Annotated in this window: 24 protein-coding genes; 14 read left to right on the top strand and 10 right to left on the bottom strand. The window is 60.2% G+C overall.

Annotation, left to right across the window (positions count from 1 at the left end; all coding sequences use genetic code 11):
• Positions 1–2: 2 nt before the first annotated feature.
• Both moaA and ACQ4WQ_RS23975 read right to left on the bottom strand, forming a co-directional pair.
• The gene (gene moaA / locus ACQ4WQ_RS23980; protein WP_436500532.1) at positions 3–1,085 is read right to left on the bottom strand and encodes a GTP 3',8-cyclase MoaA; all 1,083 of its coding nucleotides are present in this window, start codon (positions 1,083–1,085) and stop codon (positions 3–5) included.
• 104 nt (positions 1,086–1,189) lie between these two features.
• A complete protein-coding gene (locus ACQ4WQ_RS23975; protein WP_436500530.1) occupies positions 1,190–1,474 on the bottom strand; it encodes an ArsR family transcriptional regulator in 285 nt (94 codons plus the stop codon).
• Between the two features lie 166 nt (positions 1,475–1,640).
• Between ACQ4WQ_RS23975 and ACQ4WQ_RS23970 the strand changes: the two genes are divergently transcribed.
• The 7 genes from ACQ4WQ_RS23970 (at position 1,641) to ACQ4WQ_RS23940 (ending at position 10,811) form a co-directional block, all read left to right on the top strand.
• The gene (locus ACQ4WQ_RS23970) at positions 1,641–3,953 is read left to right on the top strand and encodes an FdhF/YdeP family oxidoreductase (protein ID WP_436500528.1); all 2,313 of its coding nucleotides are present in this window, start codon (positions 1,641–1,643) and stop codon (positions 3,951–3,953) included.
• 13 nt (positions 3,954–3,966) lie between these two features.
• A complete protein-coding gene (locus tag ACQ4WQ_RS23965; protein ID WP_326458371.1) occupies positions 3,967–5,346 on the top strand; it encodes a cytochrome ubiquinol oxidase subunit I in 1,380 nt (459 codons plus the stop codon).
• 30 nt (positions 5,347–5,376) lie between these two features.
• Entirely contained in the window at positions 5,377–6,357 is a 981-nt protein-coding gene (locus tag ACQ4WQ_RS23960; protein ID WP_326458372.1) for a cytochrome d ubiquinol oxidase subunit II, read from the top strand.
• Positions 6,358–6,369: 12 nt separating this feature from the next.
• Positions 6,370–7,290, top strand: coding sequence for a bestrophin family protein (locus ACQ4WQ_RS23955; protein WP_436500525.1), 921 nt, complete (start codon positions 6,370–6,372; stop codon positions 7,288–7,290).
• Positions 7,291–7,306: 16 nt separating this feature from the next.
• A complete protein-coding gene (gene fdhD, locus ACQ4WQ_RS23950) occupies positions 7,307–8,152 on the top strand; it encodes a formate dehydrogenase accessory sulfurtransferase FdhD (protein ID WP_436500523.1) in 846 nt (281 codons plus the stop codon).
• Positions 8,153–8,293: 141 nt separating this feature from the next.
• Positions 8,294–9,787 carry a metal-dependent hydrolase family protein gene (locus ACQ4WQ_RS23945; protein WP_436500521.1) on the top strand — a complete coding sequence of 498 codons (1,494 nt, stop codon included), beginning with the start codon at positions 8,294–8,296 and terminating at the stop codon, positions 9,785–9,787.
• A gap of 46 nt (positions 9,788–9,833) precedes the next feature.
• On the top strand, positions 9,834–10,811 hold the full coding sequence (locus ACQ4WQ_RS23940; RefSeq protein WP_436500519.1) for a ribonuclease Z: 978 nt from the start codon (positions 9,834–9,836) through the stop codon (positions 10,809–10,811).
• Here ACQ4WQ_RS23940 and ACQ4WQ_RS23935 read toward each other — a convergent pair.
• Positions 10,798–11,454, bottom strand: coding sequence for a tetratricopeptide repeat protein (locus ACQ4WQ_RS23935; RefSeq protein WP_436500517.1), 657 nt, complete (start codon positions 11,452–11,454; stop codon positions 10,798–10,800). The two genes, ACQ4WQ_RS23940 and ACQ4WQ_RS23935, sit on opposite strands and share 14 nt — an antisense overlap.
• A 72-nt stretch (positions 11,455–11,526) precedes the next feature.
• Here ACQ4WQ_RS23935 and ACQ4WQ_RS23930 point away from each other — a divergent pair, with 72 nt between their 5' ends.
• Both ACQ4WQ_RS23930 and ACQ4WQ_RS23925 read left to right on the top strand, forming a co-directional pair.
• Complete coding sequence (locus ACQ4WQ_RS23930; protein ID WP_436500515.1) at positions 11,527–12,267, top strand: XAC2610-related protein; 741 nt, start codon at positions 11,527–11,529, stop codon at positions 12,265–12,267.
• A 33-nt stretch (positions 12,268–12,300) separates the two neighbouring features.
• On the top strand, positions 12,301–12,771 hold the full coding sequence (locus ACQ4WQ_RS23925) for a GNAT family N-acetyltransferase (RefSeq protein ID WP_436500513.1): 471 nt from the start codon (positions 12,301–12,303) through the stop codon (positions 12,769–12,771).
• Here the strand turns inward: ACQ4WQ_RS23925 and ACQ4WQ_RS23920 are convergent.
• On the bottom strand, positions 12,768–13,376 hold the full coding sequence (locus ACQ4WQ_RS23920) for a TetR/AcrR family transcriptional regulator (RefSeq protein ID WP_436500511.1): 609 nt from the start codon (positions 13,374–13,376) through the stop codon (positions 12,768–12,770). The genes ACQ4WQ_RS23925 and ACQ4WQ_RS23920 overlap by 4 nt on opposite strands.
• A gap of 255 nt (positions 13,377–13,631) precedes the next feature.
• Between ACQ4WQ_RS23920 and ACQ4WQ_RS23915 the strand changes: the two genes are divergently transcribed.
• Positions 13,632–14,777: an MFS transporter gene (locus ACQ4WQ_RS23915; RefSeq protein ID WP_436500761.1), complete on the top strand. Its 1,146-nt coding sequence runs from the start codon at positions 13,632–13,634 to the stop codon at positions 14,775–14,777.
• A 7-nt stretch (positions 14,778–14,784) separates the two neighbouring features.
• Here ACQ4WQ_RS23915 and ACQ4WQ_RS23910 read toward each other — a convergent pair whose 3' ends face one another.
• The 3 genes from ACQ4WQ_RS23910 to ACQ4WQ_RS23900 all read right to left on the bottom strand — a co-directional run bounded on the left by ACQ4WQ_RS23910 (position 14,785) and on the right by ACQ4WQ_RS23900 (position 16,101).
• Positions 14,785–15,279 carry a prolyl-tRNA synthetase associated domain-containing protein gene (locus ACQ4WQ_RS23910; protein ID WP_436500509.1) on the bottom strand — a complete coding sequence of 165 codons (495 nt, stop codon included), beginning with the start codon at positions 15,277–15,279 and terminating at the stop codon, positions 14,785–14,787.
• Positions 15,280–15,338: 59 nt separating this feature from the next.
• Positions 15,339–15,536 carry a DUF3079 domain-containing protein gene (locus tag ACQ4WQ_RS23905; RefSeq protein ID WP_230517605.1) on the bottom strand — a complete coding sequence of 66 codons (198 nt, stop codon included), beginning with the start codon at positions 15,534–15,536 and terminating at the stop codon, positions 15,339–15,341.
• A gap of 100 nt (positions 15,537–15,636) precedes the next feature.
• Positions 15,637–16,101, bottom strand: coding sequence for an immunity protein RhsI2 family protein (locus ACQ4WQ_RS23900; RefSeq protein ID WP_436500507.1), 465 nt, complete (start codon positions 16,099–16,101; stop codon positions 15,637–15,639).
• Positions 16,102–16,371: 270 nt separating this feature from the next.
• Here ACQ4WQ_RS23900 and ACQ4WQ_RS23895 point away from each other — a divergent pair, with 270 nt between their 5' ends.
• A complete protein-coding gene (locus tag ACQ4WQ_RS23895; protein ID WP_436500505.1) occupies positions 16,372–17,118 on the top strand; it encodes a hypothetical protein in 747 nt (248 codons plus the stop codon).
• A gap of 78 nt (positions 17,119–17,196) precedes the next feature.
• A complete protein-coding gene (locus ACQ4WQ_RS23890) occupies positions 17,197–17,580 on the top strand; it encodes a hypothetical protein (RefSeq protein ID WP_436500503.1) in 384 nt (127 codons plus the stop codon).
• Between the two features lie 222 nt (positions 17,581–17,802).
• Here the strand turns inward: ACQ4WQ_RS23890 and ACQ4WQ_RS23885 are convergent, their stop codons facing one another.
• Positions 17,803–18,075, bottom strand: coding sequence for a DUF4242 domain-containing protein (locus ACQ4WQ_RS23885; RefSeq protein WP_070313008.1), 273 nt, complete (start codon positions 18,073–18,075; stop codon positions 17,803–17,805).
• 350 nt (positions 18,076–18,425) lie between these two features.
• Here ACQ4WQ_RS23885 and ACQ4WQ_RS23880 point away from each other — a divergent pair, with 350 nt between their 5' ends.
• Entirely contained in the window at positions 18,426–19,175 is a 750-nt protein-coding gene (locus ACQ4WQ_RS23880; RefSeq protein WP_436500501.1) for a type 2 periplasmic-binding domain-containing protein, read from the top strand.
• 780 nt (positions 19,176–19,955) lie between these two features.
• Here ACQ4WQ_RS23880 and ACQ4WQ_RS23875 read toward each other — a convergent pair.
• Positions 19,956–20,222, bottom strand: a complete 267-nt coding sequence (locus tag ACQ4WQ_RS23875; RefSeq protein WP_436500499.1) for a hypothetical protein — start codon at positions 20,220–20,222, stop codon at positions 19,956–19,958.
• Positions 20,223–20,513: 291 nt separating this feature from the next.
• On the opposite strand from ACQ4WQ_RS23875, the gene ACQ4WQ_RS23870 reads away from it, so the two are divergent.
• On the top strand, positions 20,514–20,786 hold the full coding sequence (locus ACQ4WQ_RS23870; RefSeq protein ID WP_436500497.1) for a hypothetical protein: 273 nt from the start codon (positions 20,514–20,516) through the stop codon (positions 20,784–20,786).
• Positions 20,787–20,890: 104 nt separating this feature from the next.
• Here the strand turns inward: ACQ4WQ_RS23870 and ACQ4WQ_RS23865 are convergent, their stop codons facing one another.
• Positions 20,891–22,489, bottom strand: a complete 1,599-nt coding sequence (locus tag ACQ4WQ_RS23865) for a sensor domain-containing diguanylate cyclase (RefSeq protein WP_436500495.1) — start codon at positions 22,487–22,489, stop codon at positions 20,891–20,893.
• Positions 22,490–22,571 lie beyond the last annotated feature (82 nt).

Raw genomic sequence — 22,571 nt, 5'->3', positions numbered from 1 at the left:
ATTCACCCGCCCACCAGCGACATGCGCACGGTGGGATATTGCTTGCGCCCACCCACCTGGGCCAGCGCGCCGCGCACTTCCGAGTAGCGGTCGCCACGGCGTTGCCAGTGCTGGCGCAGCTGGGCTTCCAGACCTGGCTCGGAATCCAGCTGGGGCCGCAGGTCGAGGCCGTCCTGGGCGAACAAACAAGTAAACAGCTTGCCATCGGACGAGACGCGCACGCGGCTGCAGTCGCCGCAGAACGGCTGCGACACGCTGGAAATGAAACCCACTTCGCCGCCGCCATCGAGATAACTGTAGCGGCTGGCCGTCTCGTGCAAGATCGGCTTGCCTTCGCCCAGCGACACGAGGGGAAATTCTGCCGCGATCAGCGCGCGCGCCGCGTCCGACGTGACGACGTGCGTGCGCGACCAGGCGCCGATGCCGCCCACGTCCATGAATTCGATCAGGCGCAGGATCACGCCCGTGTGGCGGAAATGGCGCGCCAGCGGCACGATCTGGCTATCGTTGACGCCTTTTTGCACGACCATGTTGACCTTCACGGGATGCAAGCCCACGGCTTGCGCCACCTCAATCCCGTGCAGCACTTTCTCGACGGGAAAGTCGACGCCATTCATGCGCTGGAAGATGCCGTTATCCAGGCTGTCGAGGCTGACGGTGACCCGGTCCAGGCCCGCCTCTTTCAGCGAGCGCGCCTTGGCCGCCAGCAAGCTGCCATTCGTTGTCAGCGCGATGCTCACGGCGCGCCCGTCCGGCGTGGTGAGCCGCGCCAGGCGCTCGATCAGCTGTTCCAGGTTCTTGCGCAGCAGCGGTTCGCCGCCCGTGATGCGGATTTTATCGACGCCCAGGCGCACGAAGGCGCGTGCCATCGTTTCGATCTGCTCGAAAGACAGGCGCTCGCTCGATGGCAGAAACGGGTAATCGCTGGGGTACAGCTCGGCCGGCATGCAATACGTGCAGCGGAAGTTGCACTGGTCGATGACGGAAATGCGCAAGTCCGTCAGGGGGCGGCCCAGCATGTCCACGCAGGGCGCGATATGGTCTGGCTGCCGGAGCGCCGGCTGCGGATACAGGATGGTATTCATTGTGCTTCCCCCTTGATGTGCATTCGTCAGGGTCCAGCATAAGCCCGAAGGCAGGTCGCAAGGAGGTACAGTCCGGCACCAGCCGATAGAGTACAGATGCGGCTTTACTGTGCCGGCGGCGGCGCGAACATGCTGGCGCACAGCTCGGCGCCCGCCGCGCTCAAGGATGCACTGCCGCCGCCGCTCTCCGCCGTCGTCACGCTCACCAATTGCGCGCTGGACAGCGCATTGAGCTGGCGCAGCAAGGTGCTCATCTGTACCCCTGCCCGCTTGGCCAGCTTGGCCAGCGACCACGGTTTCTCGGGCGCCTCCTGCCGCGCCTCCCACAGCAGCGCCAGCAGCGCTATCAGTGCCGCGTCGACTCCGTCTTCCTTGTCTTCCTTATGCATGTTTTTTCTCCTTGTCCACATCATAAATCAGCGCCGGCGCCGGCGCGACCGGCATCGTCTTCTTGCCATCTGTACTCTGTTTTTTTGTCCGGAACTGTGCGCCTACGGGACGGTCCGCCGACCCTACCATGTGATTGTCCCATCGCATATCACCAGGAGAGTCATCATGAGCAAGCCAAAGTCCGACGCGCGCATCGCGCCCTACACCCATGCCGCGGCCGGTTGGGGAGCACTCAAGTACGTGGCCATCAACCTGTTCAAGGAAAAAGTCAGCGCAGGCAATTACCGTTCGCTGTTCGAGCAAAACCAGCCCGACGGCTTCGACTGTCCCGGCTGCGCCTGGCCCGACCGCGAACACGCGTCGACGTTCGAATTCTGCGAAAACGGCGTCAAGGCCGTGGCCGCCGAATCGACGAGCAAGCGCGTGCGCCCCGAGTTTTTCCAGGAGCACACGGTCACGGAATTGATGGAGCAGTCGGACTATGATCTGGAACAACATGGCCGCTTGACGGACCCCATGGTGTACGACGCGGCCAGCGACAAATACCAGGCGATAGCCTGGGACGACGCGTTCGCCCTCGTGGCGCACCATTTGCACGCGCTGGACGACCCGAACCAGGCCGCCTTCTACACGTCGGGCCGCGCCAGCAACGAGGCGGCGTTTCTCTATCAACTGTTCGTGCGTGCCTATGGCACCAACAACTTCCCCGACTGTTCCAACCTGTGCCACGAAGCGACGAGCCGTGGCTTGCCGGAAACGGTGGGCATCGGCAAGGGCACCGTGCTGCTGGACGACTTCGAGCATGCTGACACCCTGCTGCTGTTCGGCCAGAACCCGGCCACCAATCACCCACGCATGCTGGGCGAATTGCGCGAAGCGTCGCGCCGCGGCGCCACCATCGTTTCCATCAATCCGCTGCACGAACGGGGCCTGGAACGCTTCACCAGCCCCCAGCATCCGCTGGAAATGCTGACGGGCGGCAGCACGAACATCTGTTCGCTGTTCATCTGCCCCACGCTGGGCGGCGACTTCGCGCTGATCAAGGCCATGGCCAAGCGCGTCGTCGAGCTCGATGATGACGCCATCGCCCACGGCCAGGAGCGCGTGCTCGACTGCGCCTTTATCGCCGAACACACGAGCGGCTTCGACGCCTTCGCCGCCGACCTGCGCGCGGAAAGCTGGGACTTGCTGATCGCCGAATCGGGCGTCGCACGCGACAAGATCGAGGAACTCACGCAGATCTATGTGAAGGGCAAGGCCGTCATCGCCACCTGGGGCATGGGCGTGACGCAGCACAAGAATTCGCTGGCCACCGTGCAGATCCTGTCGAACTTGATGATGATGCGCGGCAATATCGGCAAGCGCGGCGCGGGCCTGTGCCCCGTGCGCGGCCACTCGAACGTGCAGGGCGACCGCACCATGGGCATCGAGGAACAGCCGACCAAGGAATTCCTCGACCGCCTGGGCCTGGTCTTCAACTTCGAGCCGCCGCGCCACCACGGCTACGATGCCGTCGGCACGATCGAGGCCATGCTGAAAAAAAAGGTCAAAGTGTTTGTCGCGCTCGGTGGCAATTTCTCGATGGCCACGCCGGACACGCCGCGCACCTGGGACGCGCTGCGCTCGTGCGACCTGACGGTGCATATCGCCACCAAGCTCAACCGCAGCCACCTCGTGCACGGCAAGGATGCGCTGATTTTACCCACCCTGGGCCGCACGGAAATCGACGTGCAGGGCGGCGTGGCGCAAGGCGTGACGGTGGAAGACTCGATGAGCATGGTGCACATCTCGTTCGGCATGAACCAGCCCGCCTCGCCCAATCTGCGCTCGGAAATCGCCATCGTGGCCGGCATGGCGCAGGCGACCGTGGGCAGCGAGAAAATCGACTGGCTGCGCTATTCCGGCAACTATGCGCTGCTGCGCGACTCCATCGAGCAAGTATTCGATGACTTTTTCGACTACAACTTGCGCATAGCCAAGCCGGGCGGTTTCCACCTGAAAATCGCCTCGCGCGAACGGGTATGGAAGACGGCAAGCGGCAAGGCGCAATTCCTCGTCAACGCCGTCGAGCTCGACACGCCGATCCATCGCGCGCGCCAGCAATACGGCGAGCGCCTGATGGTGCTGATGACGACGCGTTCGCACGACCAGTACAACACGACGATCTACGCCATGGACGACCGCTACCGCGGCGTGTTCGGCCAGCGCCGCGTCGTCTTCATCAACAAGGACGATCTGGCCATGCTGGGCTTTGCGGCCGGCGACTGGGTCGACCTGATCGGCGTGTGGCATGACGGCATCGAACGCCGCGCCGACCGCTTCCTGCTGGTCGAGTACGACATTCCGCGCGGCTGCATCGGCGCCTACTACCCGGAAACCAATCCGCTGGTGCCGCTCGACAGCGTGGGCGAAGGTTCGCGCACGCCGACCTTCAAATCCATCCCCGTGCTGCTGGCGCCTTCGGCCGCCGCCAGCTGAACAGGAGAACGCCATGTTCGGTTTCGATACCCTGGACCTGTCGCGCGCGCAATTTGCGATGACGGCCATCTTCCACATCCTGTGGCCCATCTTGACGATCAGCCTGTCGCTGTTCCTGTTCGTCGTCGAGGCGCTGTGGCTGCGCACCAGCGACCCCGTCTACTACCGCCACGCGCGCTTCTGGAGCAAGCTGCTGGTGCTGAACTTTGCCGTCGGCGTCGTCAGCGGGATTCCCCTGGAATTCCAGTTCGGCACCAACTGGGCGCCGTTCTCGCACCATTCGGGCCAGTTCATCGGCAACATCCTCGGCTTCGAGGGTGCCATGGCCTTCATGCTGGAAGCGGGCTTCATCGGCGTCATGATGTTCGGCTGGGGCCGCGTACCGAAGGGCGTGCACCTGTTTGCCACCGGCATGGTGGCGCTCGGCTCCAGCATTTCCTCGTTCTGGATCATGGTCGCCAATTCCTGGATGCAGACACCGGCCGGCGTGCGCGTGGTCGACGGCAAGATCGTCGTCACCGATTATGTGGCCGCCATCTTCAATCCCGACATGGCCTGGGCCGTGGGCCACATGTGGGTGGCCGCCGTGGAAACGGGCTTGATCGTCATCGCCGGCATTTCCGCCTGGTATATGTTCAAGCGCCGCGAACCGGCCTTCTTCGCCCGCTCGTTCAAGCTGGCGCTGATGCTGCTGCTGGTCATCGCACCGTTGCAAGTGTGGCTGGGCGACTCGAGCGGCGTCGATGTCTTCAAGACCCAGCCCGCCAAGGGCGCGGCCATCGAAGGCCACTGGCACACGAACCGCGATGGCGAAGGCGCGGCCTGGTCCCTGCTGGCCTGGCCCAACCAGGCCGAACAGAAGAACGACTGGTCGCTAGAAGTGCCCGGCATGCTCAGCGTGATCGCCACGCATAGCGCCACGGGCAAGATCACGGGCCTGGCCGACATCGCCCGCGCAGACCAGCCGCCCATGCTGCCGCTGCTGTACTACGCGTTCCGTGCCATGGCCGGCATCGGCATGTGGTTCGTGCTGCTGGCGTTCTGGACCTTCGTGGCCTGGCGCAAGGTGGGCGGCCGGGTGCAGGAATTCGTGCGCAACCGCAAGCTGCTGCTGGCCTGGGTGCTGACGATACCGCTGCCCTACATCGCCGTCGAGTGCGGCTGGATCGTGCGCGAGGTGGGACGCCAGCCGTGGGTCGTGTACGGCTTGCTGCGCACGCGCGACGCCGTTTCCGACGTGGCGGCCCATGCCGTGGCCGGCAGCATGCTGATGTTCTGCGTGTTTTACATCGTGCTGTTCCTCACGTTCTTCGTGTTCGCCAAGAAATGGCTGCAACAAGGCCCGGATCTGGCGCTGCCCCTGCCGGACGCCGCACATGCCACGGGGTATTGAGATGCGCCCCCATCAATCAAGGAGTTTGTAATGGATATCAATTCGCATGCCATGCTGGGCAACGCCTGGTTCGGCCTGATCGGCCTGATGCTGGTGTTTTACGTGGTCACGGACGGCTTCGACCTGGGCGTGGGCATCCTCAGCCTGTTCACGCGCCGCGAGCAGGAACGCAACCTGATCTTCCAGTCGATCGAGCACGTGTGGGACGCCAATGAAACCTGGCTCGTGGTGGTGGGCGGCGCCCTGTTCGGCGCCTTTCCCAGCGCCTACGCCACCCTGCTGGAAGGGCTGTACATTCCCATCATGCTGCTGATCGCCAGCCTGATCATGCGCGGCGCGTCGATCGAGTTCCGCCATGCGGCCGGCAACAAGCGCCTGTGGGACCTGGTCTTCGGCGTGGGCAGCCTGCTGGCCGCCGTGGCGCAGGGGGTGGTGCTGGGCGAGGTCATCACGGGCTTGCAGCCGGGCCCGCTGAGTGCGGTCTTCACGGCGTGCACGGCGCTGGGCGTGGTGGCCGGCTATTGCCTGCTGGGCAGCACTTACCTGATCAAGAAGACGGGCGGCCAGCTGGAAGCGGCGGCGCGCCGCTACGCCACGGCCAGCGTGCTGGCGACGGTCGCGGCCGCCATCGTGCTGTCGGCCGGCACCATGGTCTTCAGCGCCATCGGCCACGACCGCTGGGCGCAGCCGGGCGTGTTCGGCGTGCTGCTGGCCCTGGCTGCCATCGCCGCCAGCGCCTTCATCTACATCCTGTGGGCCGTGCACGTGAATGGCGTGCGCGGCCCCTTCCGCGGCGCCATCGTGCTGTTCCTGGCCTCGTTCGCGGGCCTGGCCATCAGCTTCTTCCCGGACCTCGTGCCGGGCAAGCTGAGCATTGCAGCGGCCGCGTCCGATGAGCCGACGTTGATCTTCATGCTGATCGGCATGGGTTCCATGCTGCCAATCATGATCGGCTACAACCTGTTCCAATACTACGTCTTCGAGGGCAAAGTCGTGCCCCGCAAGCATTGAGCGGCATCCAATATGATCATTCGGCCTACCACCAACTGGTTCCGCATGCTGTTCGTCTGGAACGGCTCGGTGCTGCAAGCCATCATCCCGCAACTGCTGCTGATGCTGGTCGTCAGTTCGCTGGCCTTGCTGACGGATGGCCGCATCTTCGGCGTCAAGATTCCGCTCGATACGGCGCCGTTCCCCATGGTCGGCATCAGCCTGGCGATCTTCCTCGGCTTTCGCAACAACGCCAGCTATGCGCGCTTCGTCGAGGCGCGGCATATCTGGGGGCAATTGCTGATCGCCGCGCGGGCCCTCGCTTCGCAGGCGCTCACGTATCTGCCGCAGGAAACGAGCGGCCTGGACCACCAGTTGCTGCTGCGCCGCCTGATCGCCTTCGTCTACGCGCTCAAGCACCAGCTGCGCCAGACGGACCCGCAGCAAGACCTGGCGCGCTACCTGCCGGCCGACGACATGCAGCGCTTGCAGGGCGTCAACTTCAAGCCCGTCGCCGTGCTGCACACGGTGCGCGCCATGCTGTACGAGGCCGTGCAGCGCCAGCCGGGCCAGACGCAGTTGCTGTGGATGCTCGACACGCAGCTCAACGACCTGGCCGCCACCGTGGCCGGCTGCGAGCGCATCAAGAACACGCCGATCCCGTATCCATACGGCGTGCTGGTGCACCGCACCGTCTACATGTACTGTTTTTTACTGCCGCTGGGCCTGGTGGACGCCATCGGCGTGGCCACGCCCCTCATTTCCGTCTTCGTCGCCTATACCCTGTTTGCGCTGGAAGCCATCGCGCAGCAGATCGCCGAACCGTTCGGCCTGGCGCCCAATTGCCTGGCCCTCAACGCCATGACGCGCGAAACGGAACGCTCGCTGCTGGAATTGAACGGCGACCCGCTGCCGCCCTCGATACGGCCCTGCCCGCGCTATCAGATCGATTAACCGGAGGACACACAGCATGGAATGCGACATCACCACCATCGAACGCGATGGATTTCTGGAAGTGCCCATGGTGCGCCACCAGGGGGGCGTGGCCACGGCGGGCCACGACATGGTGGCCGAGGAGTATCCCGTGGCCCTCGTCTACAACGGCATCGCCCACGCCGTGATGATGGCCACGCCGCGCGACCTCGAGGAATTCGCCGTCGGTTTCACCTTGACGGAGGGCATCGTCGGCAGCGTGCGCGACATCTACGACCTCGACGTGTGTTGCGGCGAAGACAGCGCGGAAGTGCGGCTGACCATCGCGCAGCCCGATTTGATCAAGCTCAAGGCCCGCCGCCGCGCGCTGACGGGACGCACGGGCTGCGGCGTGTGCGGCATCGAAAGCCTGGCCCTGCTGGACCTGGTGCCGGAAAAGATCACGCGGCCCCTGCCGCCGCTGGTGGCCAGCAGCGCCATCCTCGGCCGGGCCGCGCGCGAACTGCTGCCGTACCAGGAGCTGATGCACAAGACGGGCGGCGTGCATGCGGCCGCCTGGTGCACGGCCGAGGGCGCCATCGTGAAAGTGTTCGAGGACGTGGGCCGGCATAACGGCCTCGACAAATTGATCGGCTACCTGGCGCTGCACCGCATCGCCATGCACGACGGCTTCGTCTTCCTGTCCAGCCGCGCCAGCTATGAACTGGTGCGCAAGTCGGCGCGCATGCATATCGGGCTCGTCGCCACCATCTCGGCGCCCACCTCGCTGGCGATTCGCATCGCGCGCCAGGCCGGCATGCAGCTGGCCAGCTTTTGCCGCCGCGACGGTTTTGTCGACTACACGGCGGGCGAAGGGGAAAATAGCGGCCAGCATGCACCGTGAACAGCCGATGCTACATTCTTTGCCGTAAAGCAAGTGCACGCTTGACTTGCCCCCGCTGGCGGCTTTCAATGGCAATAGTTTCTAATCATTAACTTGCCTGCTGCCACGCTTCTGGCGCGGCAGCGATGAAAGGATGGCGCGATGGCCCTGGCACAAGAACAGCATCTGGCGGACACCTGGCAGACGGGCGGCTTGAAGCCGCGCGCCTGCGACTGCGGCGGCACCGTCTTCACCATCCTGCACCAGCGGGTGATGGCGGACATGCGGCGCCGGCAATTTCTCGGCGGCACGGCCGCCATGCTGGCGCCCTTCATCGGTTTGTCCACCAGCAATGCCATTGCCCAGCAGCCGCAAGCAGCCGAACGCCCCCTATTGCTGACCAATCTGCGCCTGTTCGACGGCACGGGCAAGGCGCCCCGTTCCGGTATCCACGTGCTGGTGACGGGGCCGGTCATCACGGCCCTGCTGCCGGCCGGCGAGAAAGTCGAGGGTGCGCAAGTGATCGATTGCCAGGGCAAGCTGGTCATGCCGGGCCTGATCGACGCCCACTGGCACACCATGCTCGCCGCCATCAACCAGGTGACGGCCATGACGTCCGACGTCGGCTATTTATATCTGGTGGCGGCGCAGGAAGCGCGGCGCACCCTGCTGCGGGGGTTCACGTCCGTGCGCGATCCTGGCGGCCCCGCGTTTGCCTTACAACGCGCCATCGATGAAGGCATCGTCGACGGCCCGCGCATCTTCCCGTCCGGCGCCATGATTTCGCAAACCTCGGGCCATGGCGACTTCCGCCTGCGTTCCGATATTCCGCGCGCGGCCAATGCGCCGCTGGGCATGGCGGAAACAGCAGGCATGGCCATGATCGCCGACGGCGAGGCGGAAGTGCTGCGCCGCGTGCGCGAGCAGCTGATGCTGGGCGCGACGCAGATCAAGATGATGGCCGGCGGCGGCGTCGCCTCCATGTACGACCCGCTCGACAGCACGCAGTATTCGGAACGCGAACTGCGCGCCGGCGTGGAAGCGGCCGCCGACTGGGGCACGTATGTGATGGCCCACGTCTACACGCCGAAAGGCATACAGCGGGCCATCCGCGCGGGCGTGCGCAGCATCGAACACGGCCAGCTGGCCGACGACGAATCCGCGCGCATGATGCGCGACACGGGCACGTGGTGGAGCTTGCAGCCGTTCCTGCAAGACGCGGATGCGAATGTGTATCCCGACGCGGCGCGCAAGGCCAGCCAGGCCATCGTCTCGGAAGGCACGGTGAAGGCGTATGCGCTGGCGCAAAAGTACGGCATCAAAACGGGCTGGGGCACGGATATCCTGTTCAACGCGAAAAACACGCCGACCCAGGGCCGCCAGCTGGCCAAGCTCACGCGCTTTTACGATCCATTGACCCTGCTGGCGCAGGCGACGGGCCAGAATGGACAATTGCTGGCCCTGTCCGGCCAGCGCTCGCCCTACCCGGGCACCCTGGGCCGGCTGGCGGCAGGCGCCTTGGCCGACTTGCTGGTGGCCGAGGGCGATCCCACGAAAAACCTCGATTTCCTCGCGCATCCCGAGGAAAGCCTGTTCCTGATCATGAAGAACGGCCGCATCTACAAGGACAAACTGAGCGCGCCGCTGGCAGGCTGAGGCCAGCAGCGTTGGCAAGCGGGCACGCCTGCCGCATAATGCGGGCATGTTCAAACTGACTTTTCTCGGCACGTCTTCCGGCGTGCCCACGCGCCACCGCAACGTCACCTCGCTGGCCCTGCAAACCACGCACAACCGCGACTGGTGGATGATCGATTGCGGCGAAGCCACGCAGCACCGCTTGCAGCGCATTCCCCTGTCCGTGCACGACCTGGTGGGCATCTGCATCACCCACGTACATGGCGACCACAGCTATGGCCTGCCGGGCCTGCTGGCCAGCGCCGCGATGACGGGGCGCAAGAAGCCCTTGCTGCTGATCGCCCCGGCCGCCATCAAGGCGTGGATCGACGCGACCCTGCTGCACACGGAACTGTTTTTGACGTACCCATTGATCCACATCGACGTGGACAGCGCGCAAGTAGTTCACCAGGAAGCGGGCTTGACCGTCTCGCGCCATGCGCTGTCGCACCGCGCGCCGAGCGTCGCGTATCGTTTTGCGCTGGAAACGAACAGGTGGAAACTGGACAAGGCCGCCCTGCAGGCGGCCGGCGTGCCGCCCGGCCCCGCCTGGGGTTTATTGCAGGCGGGCCAGGATGCGATCCTGGACGATGGCACGGTCTTGCGCGCCGCCGCTTTCCGCCAGACGGAAACGCAGCGCGCCACCGTGGTGATCGGCGGCGACAACGACACGCCGTCCTTGCTGACGGACGCCTGTGCCGATGCGCAATTGCTCGTGCATGAAGCCACCTACACGGAAGCGATGCTGCAGAAGGTAGGCCCCGGCCCCACGCACAGTTCCGTACAGCGCGTGGCGCAGTTCGCCGAAACCGTGCGCTTGCCGAACCTGATCCTCACCCACTTCAGCGCCCGCTATCACCATGCGGAAGGCATGGCCGAGCTGGAAGCGGAAGCGCGGCTGCATTACTCGGGTGAACTGTTCCTCGCGCGCGATTTCGACAGCTATGAGCTCGACGCGGCCGGGGTGCTCAGCAAATTGCCGGCAAAGAAATCTAGTGGGGATTGACGCCGTACTGCGCCGCATACTCGGCCGCCAGCGCGCGCGCCGCGTCCTGCTGTGAGGGCGTGAGAATTTCCAGCAGCTGGTCGCGGTTCTTGATCGATTGCGCGCTGCCCGCCTCGGCCGGCATGGCGATCCATGCATACGCCTGCACGTAATCGAGCTCGACGCCCTGCCCTTGCGCATACAGCAAGCCGTATTCATTCTGCGCCGACAGGGAACCGGTCTCGGCCGCCTGCTTGTACCAGAACGCCGCCTCGGCGTAGTCTTGCGGCACATCAATCCCCTTGCGATAGGCCTGCGCCAGGTTGAATTGCGACTGGCCATCGCCCGCCTCGGCCGCCTGGCGTCCGTACGCCAGCGATTGCGCCATGTCTTGCGCGACGCCATCGCCGCTCGCATACATCAGTGCCAAATTGGCCAGCGACGGCGGAAAGCCCGCCTGCGCTGCGGCCGTGAACAGTTCCACCGCTTTCGGCAAGTCTTGCGTCACGCCATGGCCCTGGTAATACAGGCTGGCCAATAAATGCTGTCCCGCGGGATCGCCAGTGCGCGCCGCCGCGTCGAATTGCGCGTACGCCTCGGCGTAATTGCCGTCGTTATAAGCGAGGATGCCCGCTTCATTCAAAGTTTCAGGCGAAGATGTCATCAGAATTCCTTATGCGGGGATTTTCTGGCATTTTACACAGCACTGTTCCGCACAGAATGCACGATAGAAACCGTGTGGCGCATTACCCAAATCCTGCGTTATGATCATTCTCCGCCTGATGCAATCGGGGTATTGTGCCCCAAGAATAACGCCATGAAACTGATTGCTTTGCTTTTATCCCTGCTTTCCACCTCCGCTTATGGCGGCACCTTGCATCTGGACAAAGCCACGACAGGCAAAGTGCGGCAAGCCGCCGATATCCGCTATGTCAATCACGATGAAAAACAGACCTACCGGCTAAAAATCGGCAAGCAGTGGATGGCTGGCAGTTGCAGCACCAGCGGCACGGGCAATTTGCACGCGCTGCTGCTGGACATGAATTTCGATGGCCATGCCGACCTGTGGGTGACCGGCTATACGGATAGCCAGGGACGCATCCGCTGTTCCGATGTGTGGCTGTGGGATACGCAAGCAAAACAATACAGTTTCAACAAAGCCTTATCGGCCATTCCGAATCTCGATATCGACATCGCCGGGCAAAGAATCGAAGGCGGCATCGCCAATTGCGGCTGCGCGGCGCAATGCTTTTATGAAGACAGCTATAAGTGGCAGGCCGACAAGTTAATCACCGTCGCCCGGCGCGCACAGGATTGCGAGCGCTACCGGGAATACCGCCTCAATGACAAAAACGCTCTGGTCATCGTCAAGGATGAAATCATCGATAGCGGCAATCCCGGCCAGCAAGCCATCGAACATACCAAAGTCGTTGACTGGCAGAGCCATGCGCAAACCATGCGCAAATCCTGGGAGTAAATCCTTCACTACCATCTAACAATTCACGCACACATGACGACACATCCCGCATCGATTACTTTCCATGCCGCCAGGGCGGAAGATACCCCGGCCTTTATCGCCTTGCGCGGCAAGACGCGGCAAAACGCCATTTCCAAGGAACGCCTGGCGGAAGTGGGCATCACGGCCGACACCTGGGCCGAGATGATGCGCTCGGGCAGCCTGCCCGGCCAGGTCTGCCATCACGACGGCCAGCTGGTCGGCTACTGCTTTGGCGAGCGCGACACGGGCGAAATCATCGTCCTGGCGCTGCTGCCGGAATTCGAAGGCCTGGGCATCGGCAAGACCTTGCTGGAAGGGATCATGGGGCAGCTGCGCGCACAGGGCCACCAGCGGCTGTTCCTCGGCTGCTCCAGCGACCCCGCCTCGCGCTCCTACGGCTTCTACCGCTACCTGGGCTGGACCGCGACGGGCGAGACGGACAAGTATGGCGACGACGTGCTGGAGTTTCGCTGGACGGCCTAGGCTGCAACGCGATTGGCATCCCACACGCGCAGGATCTGCGTAATGGCAGCGTCAAAAACGGCGTAGCTAACGCCATCGCGGGCCTGGATGGCCACGCCCGATAAAAAACTGTCGAACACGGCCGCCAGCGCCGCAGCATCCGTATCAGCCGGCAATTCGCCGCTGTCCCTGCCCCGCTCGACGCAATGCACGAAGCCGGCGCGCGTGCGCGCGCGCGAAGCCGTCAACGGGGCTGCCACGGCCGCGTGTTCGGCCGTCGGCGCACTCATGCAGCCGAGCGCCACCATGCAGCCTGGCGGGTGGCCCGGCTCGGACTGCATGCGGGCCGACTGGCGCAAGGCCAGCTCGATGGCTTCGCGCGGCGCCAGGCCGTCATCCCATAAACACTCCGTCACGCGCGCATACGTGTCCAGATAGCATTGCGCCGCTTCGCGGAACAGCGCTTCCTTCGAACCGAATGCCGCATAAAAGCTGGGCGCGGAAATGCCGCCGCCCAGGCTCGCCTTGAGCTGGTTCAAGGACGTCGATTCATACCCTTGCTGCCAGAATAAAAACATGGCCTGCTCGACGGCTGCCTGCCGGTCGAACGTACGCGGCCGTCCCATTTGCGCCATCCATCACTCCTTCTCGTCTACTTATTTGCTACTTACATACTACTCGATACAGAAGTCATTGACAACGCGGCGCGCCATCGCCTATATTTATACCGATCGATACATATGTTCCGCCACGACGGTCAGGGCACTCCTGCGCCTGATCTCTTTACAAGGATGTTTGCCGTGAATCACGCCACACTCACCACCGGAGCCAGCCCCGCGCTGGCCGACCGCCTTCCCGTTTCGGGTTTACTGGCCCTGGCCATGACCGGTTTTATCTGCATCGTCACGGAAACCTTGCCCGCCGGCTTGCTGCCGCAGATCAGCGCGGGGCTCGGCATCAGCGCCGCGCTGGCCGGACAAATGGTCACGGCCTACGCGCTCGGTTCCCTGCTGGCGGCCATACCGCTGACCATCGCCACGCGCGGCTGGCGCCGCCGCAACGTGCTGCTGCTGACCATCATCGGCTTTCTCGTCTTCAATACCGTCACGGCCCTGTCGTCGCACTACTGGCTGACCCTGGCAGCCCGCTTTTTTGCCGGCATGGCGGCCGGGCTGGCGTGGAGCTTGCTGGCCGGTTATGCGCGGCGCATGGTGGCGCCCCACCAGCAAGGCCGCGCCCTGGCGCTGGCCATGGTGGGCGCGCCCGTGGCCCTGTCCCTGGGTGTGCCGCTGGGCACCTTGCTCGGTTCATTGGTCGGCTGGCGCGCCGCCTTCTGGATCATTTCCGCCCTGACACTCATCCTGATCGCCTGGGTGCTGGCCAAGGTGCCGGACTACCCGGGCCAGCGTGCGCATGAGCGCATGCCGCTGCGCCGCGTCTTCACCACGCCGGGCGTGCGTCCCGTGCTGGCCGTCGTCATCGCCTGGATGCTGGCGCACAATATTCTCTACACCTACATCGCCCCGTTCGTGGCGCCGGCGGGATTGACGGCGCGCATCGACCTGGTGCTGCTCGTCTTCGGCGCCGCGGCCATGGCCGGCATCTGGATCACGGGCAAGCTGGTCGAGCGCCACTTGCGCACCACCGTGCTGGCCAGCCTGGCGACCTTTGCCGCCACAGCCCTGGTGCTGGGCGTCGCATCGCACTTGCCTGCCGTCATTTATGTCGGCATGGCCGTCTGGGGCCTGAGCTTTGGCGGCGCGGCAACGCTGTTGCAGACGGCACTGGCCGACACGGCCGGCAGCGGCGCCGACGTGGCCTTGTCGATGAACGTGGTGGCGTGGAATGGCGCGATTGCGGCCGCGGGCGTGGTGGGCGGCGCCCTGCTGGAAACCTGGGGCGCAGACGCGTTCCCGTGGGCCATGGTGGCTTTGCTCATGCTGGCATTCGTGGTCGCCTGGTCGGCCCGCGCGCACGGTTTCCGGCCGGGACGGCGCAGCGGCGGCGCGCCCGTGGCCGGGCATTGAGATTGTCTTATGGCGTTGCCGGCACCGCCACGATGCGGGGCACGTGTCCCGTATGCGCGAGGAAACGGACCAGGGTGGCATGCGACAGCGCCACCGTGGCCGTATTGCGCAGCGGATGCGCTTGTATATGGCCAGCATCCCACACGGCCTGATCCAGCACCAGCTCCACCGCCTGCGCGTCGTCATGGATCAGCGCAAACAGGCTGACGGCCCCGGGCGTGATGCCCAGGTGCTGCAGCAGGCGCTCGGGCGAAGCCATGCTCAGCTTACTGGCCGGCAATAACCGCCCCAACGCCGCCAGGTCGATGCGCTTGTCGAAAGGCACGATGACGAGAAAATGCCGCCGCCCTTTTTCATCGCGCACGAACAGGTTTTTCACCATCAGGCCGGGCATGGCCGGCACGTGCATCAGCGCTTCATCGATGGTGTGCACGGCCGGGTGTTCAAGCAGTTGGTAATCGCCGGCGCTGCTAGCCAGCCAGCGGGACAGGGTTTCTTGCATGGGTATTTCCTCAGCGCGAGTGCGATAGGAAATTGTAGCGGATCGGGGCGCTGTCACCGCTAAGGTTTTTTCTCCGCCTCTTCTTTATCCGCCGCCGCCAGCCCCCAGTCATTCCAGCCTTCGCCAAACAGCTCGACCGGATGCTGCGTGCGCTCGGAACCGTTTCCGCAGCGCATGGCGTCCGGCGGACAATACTTGTCGCAGCCCCAGCAGATGCGTTCGGGGTTCTTGGGGTTCAAAGGGAAGGGCTTGGCCATGGCGTGGGGATACAGTCGGTTGAGGTCTCTTTGACGACTCTAGACCTGGCGCGGGGGACGGTCAAACGAATTTCGGCGAGGAATTTGTCCGGAATCAATTCTATGCAGATGGCTGGTGTGGCGGCAAGACGCAGTACACTTCCAGCACGGTCCGCGCCACATTGACACCGCCATCAGCGGCTGGCTGTGCCTTGAGTTCGTCCAGCGCATACACCATCGTCACCATGGCGCCGGGCACGAACAGCTTGATGTCGTGCTTGCGGTGCGTGTAGATGCTCTCGTCGACTGTCGAGCCATCGGCCAGGCGCAAAGTGAAACTGTTGACTTGATCGCCGCGCCGGCTATCCTGGCCCGCGAAATACGTGCGTTCGATGCAGCCCGTCAACGTTTGCGTCTGGAGACGGCCAGCTTTGATGCTTTCCCACCACTCGTCGGAGGCGAACAGGCCGTGGCTGCCTTTCAGGCCCATGTACGGCTTACTGGGGTCGAGGGTAAGGGCCTGGGTCTTGGCCGCGCGAGCCGGGTCTTGTGCCAGGGCTTCGGCGAGGGTGTAGACAGGTTTCATGATGGCACAGGATTTTTTGAAAGCAGTCAGCATAGCTTATACGTTGAAAATGGCAGGATTGCAGACACTCTCCTGGGGTGCCTGGCGAAAGGCGGCTGGCGTCGGGAAGGTTGTCGATGCACACGAATCTGCTGGCGGTGCGCTCCTTGCGGCTACATCGCCGGCATGCCCGTTCAGTGATTAAACCACCTCCAATCTGTTAAAATAGTTCAAATTTTAATGCCTCATGAATAACCTGTATTTTTCAGACACAAGGAATGTGTTTAGCAAATGAAAGCCATTATATTCTGCACCAGCTTTATAAAAGATGCACCATCATGGGAAAGCCGGTATCAACGGTGGCTCGATTACTATGAAAACATTCCAATCGATGCAGTAAAGAAGATAATGATTGACGATGGGTCGCCTTTTCTTCCTCCTGCCGAAATCATCAATACGGTTTCCCATAGCGCTGCGCTGGCTGAAAATGGCGATAAAAACCTTATCATTCGCTTCAACAACAATCTGGGACGACAAAGCGGGGCTGACTACCCGGGCTGGTGGCGCAGTTTTCTTCACTCGGTTAATGTGGCCAATGAATTAGGCGTGGATAAAATCATCCATATCGAATCGGACGCCTATATCATGACGCCGCGCCTGGTAAAATTCATCAATGAAATCGAATCAGGCTGGAACGTCCTGTGGTCCCCGCGCTATCGCATGCCAGAAACGGCCATTCAAGTTATCTGCAGAGATCAATTTGCGATTTTTGAGAAATTCAAGGATAACCACCCGGATTATTCTTTCCCGGATATTGCGGAAAAGTTGCTTCCTTTTACAACTGTACATAAACAGTTCAAGGGCGACCGTTACAGCGATTTCACGAAAAACAGATGGATATTTCGTTCGAAAAAATTCAACAAAATCCCCATTTTTAAACATGTTTTTTTCTGGGAAACAATCCCGCCCGATGCGGACTTCGTTACGCAAGGCATTCAGCGTCAACAATTCGTGTTCAGGCGCGATGAAGTGGCTTGATCTTGTGATGGCGGGGGATATCAAACAGACTTGGCAAGGAGTGTAAATATGCGGCTACCGTTACGATGGAATCAACGCATGTGCGCCGCCCTTGCCGGCTCTTTTTTTCTTGCCGCTGGTATCGCTTCGGCACTCGCTGCCACGCTTGACGAAGATAGAACACGCGGTGACATACATGGCTTGTTTGAGATCAGGGAGGCCGCAGTCAAGTTCATGGCAGCGGAAAATGCCAAACACGGAGCACGGTGGCAGGTATTGGAGCCGAACCGGAAGATTCTGGTGGCAAAATGCGCGGTACCTTTGCATGTGACATGGGTGCCGAAGAGCCATGGCCTGTCTGGCCCGAATGTTGCTGTGAGTTGCGCCAGGACCGTAAAGCACGCGCCACAACATAAATGGGACGTGTTTGTGCCGGTCGATAAGAGTCCACAACGCGCGGCAGCCATTCCGGCAAACTCCTGAGAGTCGCAAAAAGACTGCATTGTAGTAAGGTCCCAGGTAGCGCAGACTGTAGGCGAGCCTGGGCAGACGCGTCAGAATCTCGATACGCTGATGATGCGGACTGATGGCGACTTCCACCCCATGTCGCTCGGTCAACCTCTTCCGACACGCGCAAAAATCAAGCCCGCCCCTACCCGAGTCAAGCTCCGCCAGGGACGAGGCGCAAGTACATTGGCGGCGGCACTACTCCGCCGTAGTCGGGTCAATGACCGAGATGACTTCCGACACGCGGTTTGCCGGGAAGCCACCTTGCTGGGCATGTTCGCGAACTTGTGCTTCATTTTCAGCGATGTAAACACAATAGATTTTATCGCCAGTAACATAGCTTTGCAGCCATTGAATTTGTGGCCCCATCTTGTTTAAGACACTGCAGGACTTCTGCGAAATAGCTTGAAGTTCTTGCTCAGACAACTTCCCAGCCCCGGGAATATCACGCTCAATAACGTACTTTGGCATAGCGGTCTCCTTATGAGGTTTCCGGGCGAGCACGACACTCGCCGGCTACGTGCGTCACACATGCAGTGACATGTATTCGTTATATACCATGCTGGTGGGTTGGTGTTGTTGGAATTGCCATGAAATGTACCGGAGTCTGGTCTGCTATTCAGACACGGGCTGATGTGTGGCATGCTGTGAGAGTTGGTTCGGCGAAAAGCTGAAAAGTCTTTATATACCTACACCAATGCGATTTGGCCATGTAAATCAAATGTAGGCTGAAATAGCGCGCAGCCGCATACTCTCGCGCACGCTAGCCGCATGGCCACGCGCATGGCATCATGCGCGCAGAACATTCACTATGGTGACACATGGAGCAATTTCATTTCCTGGTAGGCGAATTCAAAAAGAATAGCCCATTTATTCCTGCCGCCGCCAGCGCGCAACTGTTTGCTTGGTTTGAGCAGGTGGGCGAGCGCGTCGATCGCTACGGCAGCAAGACCGGCAAGGTCGTCAAGTTTTCGCAGAAAAACTACGAGAAAACCCTGTTCGCACCTGATGCCGACAGCATCAGCCTGTATTCGCCTCGGGTCGTACCACCCGACGATATAGACGAGTGGGCGAACTGCGACGTTCTCGCCCTGTATTCAAATAGCTCTTCGCTGATGCTGGCTATCAACGCCAGCAAACTGTCGCTGGCACAGCTGTTTCAATGCGCAGAGGGCATATCTGGCTTGCTCGATCATTGCGATTATGTGTACGGCTACAGCGAAACGCTGGGCTATGGTACGGGTTACGCAGGCGGCTATCGGATAATCGATGAAGCCCATCCGTTTGTACCGGCCAGTTCCGATCCTGGGAATAACTGGGGCGCCATCAAGCGCAACGGGCTGCAGTATGAGCATATACGCGACGTGTATCCCATCAATATTTTCAGCCAGTCCAGGCTCGACGCGCTACCGCCGGACCGTCAACAGGCATTGCGCAAGGCGATGCAGGCATATGGCAGCAGTAATACGCAAGACGGCAGGACGCACTGGATTTTAAGTGGCGAGGAACAGGCGACGGCCCGTAGCGACCTGCAAGCACACGCCATGCTAGGTTCCTTGATCGACCGTTAACCTCATGAGCACGCATCCTCGCGTACGCAACCGATAAGGGCCGCAACCTGTTGCCGCTTGCATTCCGAACCGGTAGCCCGAGACTGGTCCAAAGTGGACTTCGTATGCGGCGGGTTCGATTCCCGCCGTCTCCATCACCGAATTGTTTAGGGCGCGAGGGTCAGGTCCGCCATTCGGACACGAACTGATGCGTTGGCCGTCGTTACAGGCTGGCTCAGTCGAAAAGCTGATTAGAACCACGAACGCGCGCCCACGGCGCGCGGGGGCTGCCGCTCAGCGGCAGCGGTTGGAGGATTCGGGGCGGGCTGGGCCGGTAGGCCCAGCCCTTCGAATCTCACACGCAGAGCGCGAAGGCGCCCTGCTCGCTTCCGCCAGGCAATAAAAAACCGCCCGAAGGCGGTTTCTTTATTTCCTGGCGGAAGCGGTGTAATGCAAATGACTAACTTTTCTGCGGCTTTCCACAAGCCAAATAAGAACCGTACCTACTACGCTACCTACGAACGAACATCGGTACAAAAAATCTTTGCGCACTTACGCCCCACGCTCAATACCTCTAAGCAGGAACACGTACGGTCGCTGTACTTTTTTGGGTGGGAGTACCTGGCAAGGTGAGGGGGGGCGGTTCCAGCCGTCTCCACCACTGAATTGTTTAGAATTAAGTAGTTAGCAAGTAGAAGGCTGTCATTATTTGGGTTGCTTCTAGGCTGTTTTAGTCTAGAAATTATAATAAAATGGCATTTTTTTGTATGCGTGCCACTCACACCATGAGCTTGGACTCGGTTAAAACTCAGCCGATACTTGCTGTTTCGCCTCTTCTAAGCTAAGGGATTTGGTGCGCCCTAGGACACCATCTTCAAAATAAATCCGAAGTTCATCACCTTCCATCATAGCCCAGGCATCGACCACAAGAATGTTGTAAGGGGATGTTAAATTCATAACATTCACCTTGTATTTGATTCCACACTGCAATTTCGGAGACAAGAGAACACTCAGTGTCAGGGCGGTCTTTGAAAGCTTGTAGCCTGCCAATTTTGGAGATAGTTCCATAAATTTCCTTTTTACTCATCAGCATGATTGCTGCATGATTACTTATATCACTGATACGATTTATAGCCAGCATTTTTACCATTTCTCTCACATGCTTGGCGACTTGACCAAGAAATCCTGCGAGCTACAAACTGACGCAGCCATGTACCGAGTGCGATCGGAGGGGTATTTATCGTCGTGCGTGCAACCACTTGAGACCACATTTTATTGATGTAAATCAACCCTACGTCTATCGCCAACCAAGATCAATTTATAAAATGGATTCTCAGTCTGAAGGAAGGAGTCCGTGCTATGCATCTCAACAATAAGCATCAACTCAATGGATATACTTTCATCATCTCCACTGCCCTCTTGGTGGATGGGCGCCATCGGGGACTGATTTGGATTTCGCAGCGAGGCGACAACGGAGTTGTCCTCGAACCAGCATTGTGTATCGAGACGCCTGGGGCACTCAAATCAATCAACGCGATAAGGGTCGAGGCTCTAGCCTATGCTCAGGAGCTGATACAGAGCGGCGCGCTTGAAACATTCCTGGATGCACAGATAGAAGACACTGCCAAATAGCATTCCTACTGAGCAACTGAATTCAGATGCAAGGATTGCTGTCGTTTATCATGATCCGCGAGCGCTTCCGCGCTCCTGTCAAAGTTGGAAAACAAAGTTATCAACTAAAGGACGAGAGTGATTCTCTCGTCGCGATCCCTCCGGCGAGAAGGCGCACAACGAACCTGATTTCTCCCCGATTCCTTCGCTTGATACAATGCTTTGTCGGCGGCCTCGACCAACTCAATAGGCTGGTTTTCCAAATGAATCGGAGAAAAAGCCTCTACGCCGACACTTACCGTCACAACCCCAAGCGGATTTCCAGTATGTGCAATTCCCAGCGATTGAACAGCGCCACGAATGTTCTCGGCAACTGCCAATGTGCCGGCGAGGTCAGTTCCTGGCAGTAAAACGACCATCTCCTCACCGCCATAGCGGGCCGCAAGATCTCCTGGCCTGCGCATCGAATAGGCCACAACCTTGCCAATTTCTCTCAGGCATTCGTCGCCGGCCACGTGGCCATAAATATCGTTGTATTGTTTGAAGAAATCGACATCGATCATGATTAACCCTAGCGCGCTTTCCCCACGTTTCGCACGATTAAACTCCCCCATTAACGATTCGTCAAAATGGCGCCGATTCGCAAGACCGGTCAGTCCGTCCTGGCAGGCAAGCCTGGACAACGTTTCATTAATCAGCTCTAGCTCAATGCCGGCCAGCATTAGTTTTTTTTCAGTTTTTGATCGCAGATTTATTTGTCTCACCATGCGATAGCCAAGATAAGCGATGAGCAGTACCAACATCCCGCCAACTACAAACTGAAGGTAAACATCTCTGCGCCAATTCCCCAATACTTCATCTTGTGACAGTGCAGCAGAGACGGCCAAAGGATATTCCACCACCCTTCTGTAACTATTAATGCGTGTAACACCATCCAATTTCGACTTTATGGATGCCGTACCTACTGGCCCCTTTGAAAGGTAATCCTTAAATAATGGAAACTGGGATATATCTTTACCGAGCATTTTTTCATCAAATGGCCTTCTCAATAACAGTATTCCTTCTCCAGTTGCGATAAAAATCGCCCCTCGCTCCCCAATAGAAAATTTATCATAAAATACTTTGAAATATTTCATATCAATTGTGGCAAGGGCAACACCACCAAAACTACCATCGGGCATATTAATGCGACGCGATACAGTAATAATCCAATCACCCGTCGACTTGCTGCGTACAGGGGGGCCTATGTGAGGACCACGTTCTGCATTTTTTTGATGATACTTAAAATACTCCCGATCAGCGTTGTTCAAATTCGCCAGCAACACTTCCTGAGAATTGACCAGCCAGCTACCATCTTTGGCATAAACGAATATCCCATGCAACTGAGGTAGCTCCTTCACACGCATGGCCAGCAGGGTATGAATACGGGGCAGCTCAAGATCAGAGACTCCATCCTTTTCTATACGCTCTACCAATCCAACCAATGCGGTATCAGCTTCTTTGATCGTGTCATAGGCATGCTGGGCGACCGACTGCGCCAGATTAGCACTTTCCCGGGCGGTCTCGTTTAGCTGTACGTCTCTTGCACGCCATGCCATCCATAGCTGAGTTGCAAGAAGTGACATACAAACCACGATAACAAATGTGATCGCCATCGGCGCCAAGGAAAAGCGCTTGAAGCCTGAGCTCATCAGACGTGCCGGTAAGCTATTTGAATCGGCCATGGAATAACTCCCATTTACATGTGGAAAAGATTGTGCGCCAAATAGCGCTCCAAATACTCACACATCGTAACAAGTAAGATGT

The sequence above is a fragment of the Janthinobacterium goodfellowi genome (assembly GCF_051380695.1).
Taxonomy (GTDB): domain Bacteria; phylum Pseudomonadota; class Gammaproteobacteria; order Burkholderiales; family Burkholderiaceae_D; genus Janthinobacterium.
The sequence above is the reverse complement of the archived record's forward strand: the minus strand, read 5'-3'. Positions and strand labels throughout refer to the sequence as shown.

Bases quoted from the DNA above. Each gene is read 5' to 3' on its own strand.
- moaA (WP_436500532.1), bottom strand. From the start codon at position 1,085: ATGAATACCATCCTGTATCCGCAGCCGGCGCTCCGGCAGCCAGACCAT.
- ACQ4WQ_RS23975 (WP_436500530.1), bottom strand. From the start codon at position 1,474: ATGCATAAGGAAGACAAGGAAGACGGAGTCGACGCGGCACTGATAGCG.
- ACQ4WQ_RS23970 (WP_436500528.1), top strand. From the start codon at position 1,641: ATGAGCAAGCCAAAGTCCGACGCGCGCATCGCGCCCTACACCCATGCC.
- ACQ4WQ_RS23965 (WP_326458371.1), top strand. From the start codon at position 3,967: ATGTTCGGTTTCGATACCCTGGACCTGTCGCGCGCGCAATTTGCGATG.
- ACQ4WQ_RS23960 (WP_326458372.1), top strand. From the start codon at position 5,377: ATGGATATCAATTCGCATGCCATGCTGGGCAACGCCTGGTTCGGCCTG.
- ACQ4WQ_RS23955 (WP_436500525.1), top strand. From the start codon at position 6,370: ATGATCATTCGGCCTACCACCAACTGGTTCCGCATGCTGTTCGTCTGG.
- fdhD (WP_436500523.1), top strand. From the start codon at position 7,307: ATGGAATGCGACATCACCACCATCGAACGCGATGGATTTCTGGAAGTG.
- ACQ4WQ_RS23945 (WP_436500521.1), top strand. From the start codon at position 8,294: ATGGCCCTGGCACAAGAACAGCATCTGGCGGACACCTGGCAGACGGGC.
- ACQ4WQ_RS23940 (WP_436500519.1), top strand. From the start codon at position 9,834: ATGTTCAAACTGACTTTTCTCGGCACGTCTTCCGGCGTGCCCACGCGC.
- ACQ4WQ_RS23935 (WP_436500517.1), bottom strand. From the start codon at position 11,454: ATGACATCTTCGCCTGAAACTTTGAATGAAGCGGGCATCCTCGCTTAT.
- ACQ4WQ_RS23925 (WP_436500513.1), top strand. From the start codon at position 12,301: ATGACGACACATCCCGCATCGATTACTTTCCATGCCGCCAGGGCGGAA.
- ACQ4WQ_RS23920 (WP_436500511.1), bottom strand. From the start codon at position 13,376: ATGGGACGGCCGCGTACGTTCGACCGGCAGGCAGCCGTCGAGCAGGCC.
- ACQ4WQ_RS23915 (WP_436500761.1), top strand. From the start codon at position 13,632: ATGACCGGTTTTATCTGCATCGTCACGGAAACCTTGCCCGCCGGCTTG.
- ACQ4WQ_RS23910 (WP_436500509.1), bottom strand. From the start codon at position 15,279: ATGCAAGAAACCCTGTCCCGCTGGCTGGCTAGCAGCGCCGGCGATTAC.
- ACQ4WQ_RS23905 (WP_230517605.1), bottom strand. From the start codon at position 15,536: ATGGCCAAGCCCTTCCCTTTGAACCCCAAGAACCCCGAACGCATCTGC.
- ACQ4WQ_RS23900 (WP_436500507.1), bottom strand. From the start codon at position 16,101: ATGAAACCTGTCTACACCCTCGCCGAAGCCCTGGCACAAGACCCGGCT.
- ACQ4WQ_RS23895 (WP_436500505.1), top strand. From the start codon at position 16,372: ATGAAAGCCATTATATTCTGCACCAGCTTTATAAAAGATGCACCATCA.
- ACQ4WQ_RS23890 (WP_436500503.1), top strand. From the start codon at position 17,197: ATGTGCGCCGCCCTTGCCGGCTCTTTTTTTCTTGCCGCTGGTATCGCT.
- ACQ4WQ_RS23885 (WP_070313008.1), bottom strand. From the start codon at position 18,075: ATGCCAAAGTACGTTATTGAGCGTGATATTCCCGGGGCTGGGAAGTTG.
- ACQ4WQ_RS23880 (WP_436500501.1), top strand. From the start codon at position 18,426: ATGGAGCAATTTCATTTCCTGGTAGGCGAATTCAAAAAGAATAGCCCA.
- ACQ4WQ_RS23875 (WP_436500499.1), bottom strand. From the start codon at position 20,222: ATGGAACTATCTCCAAAATTGGCAGGCTACAAGCTTTCAAAGACCGCC.
- ACQ4WQ_RS23870 (WP_436500497.1), top strand. From the start codon at position 20,514: ATGCATCTCAACAATAAGCATCAACTCAATGGATATACTTTCATCATC.
- ACQ4WQ_RS23865 (WP_436500495.1), bottom strand. From the start codon at position 22,489: ATGGCCGATTCAAATAGCTTACCGGCACGTCTGATGAGCTCAGGCTTC.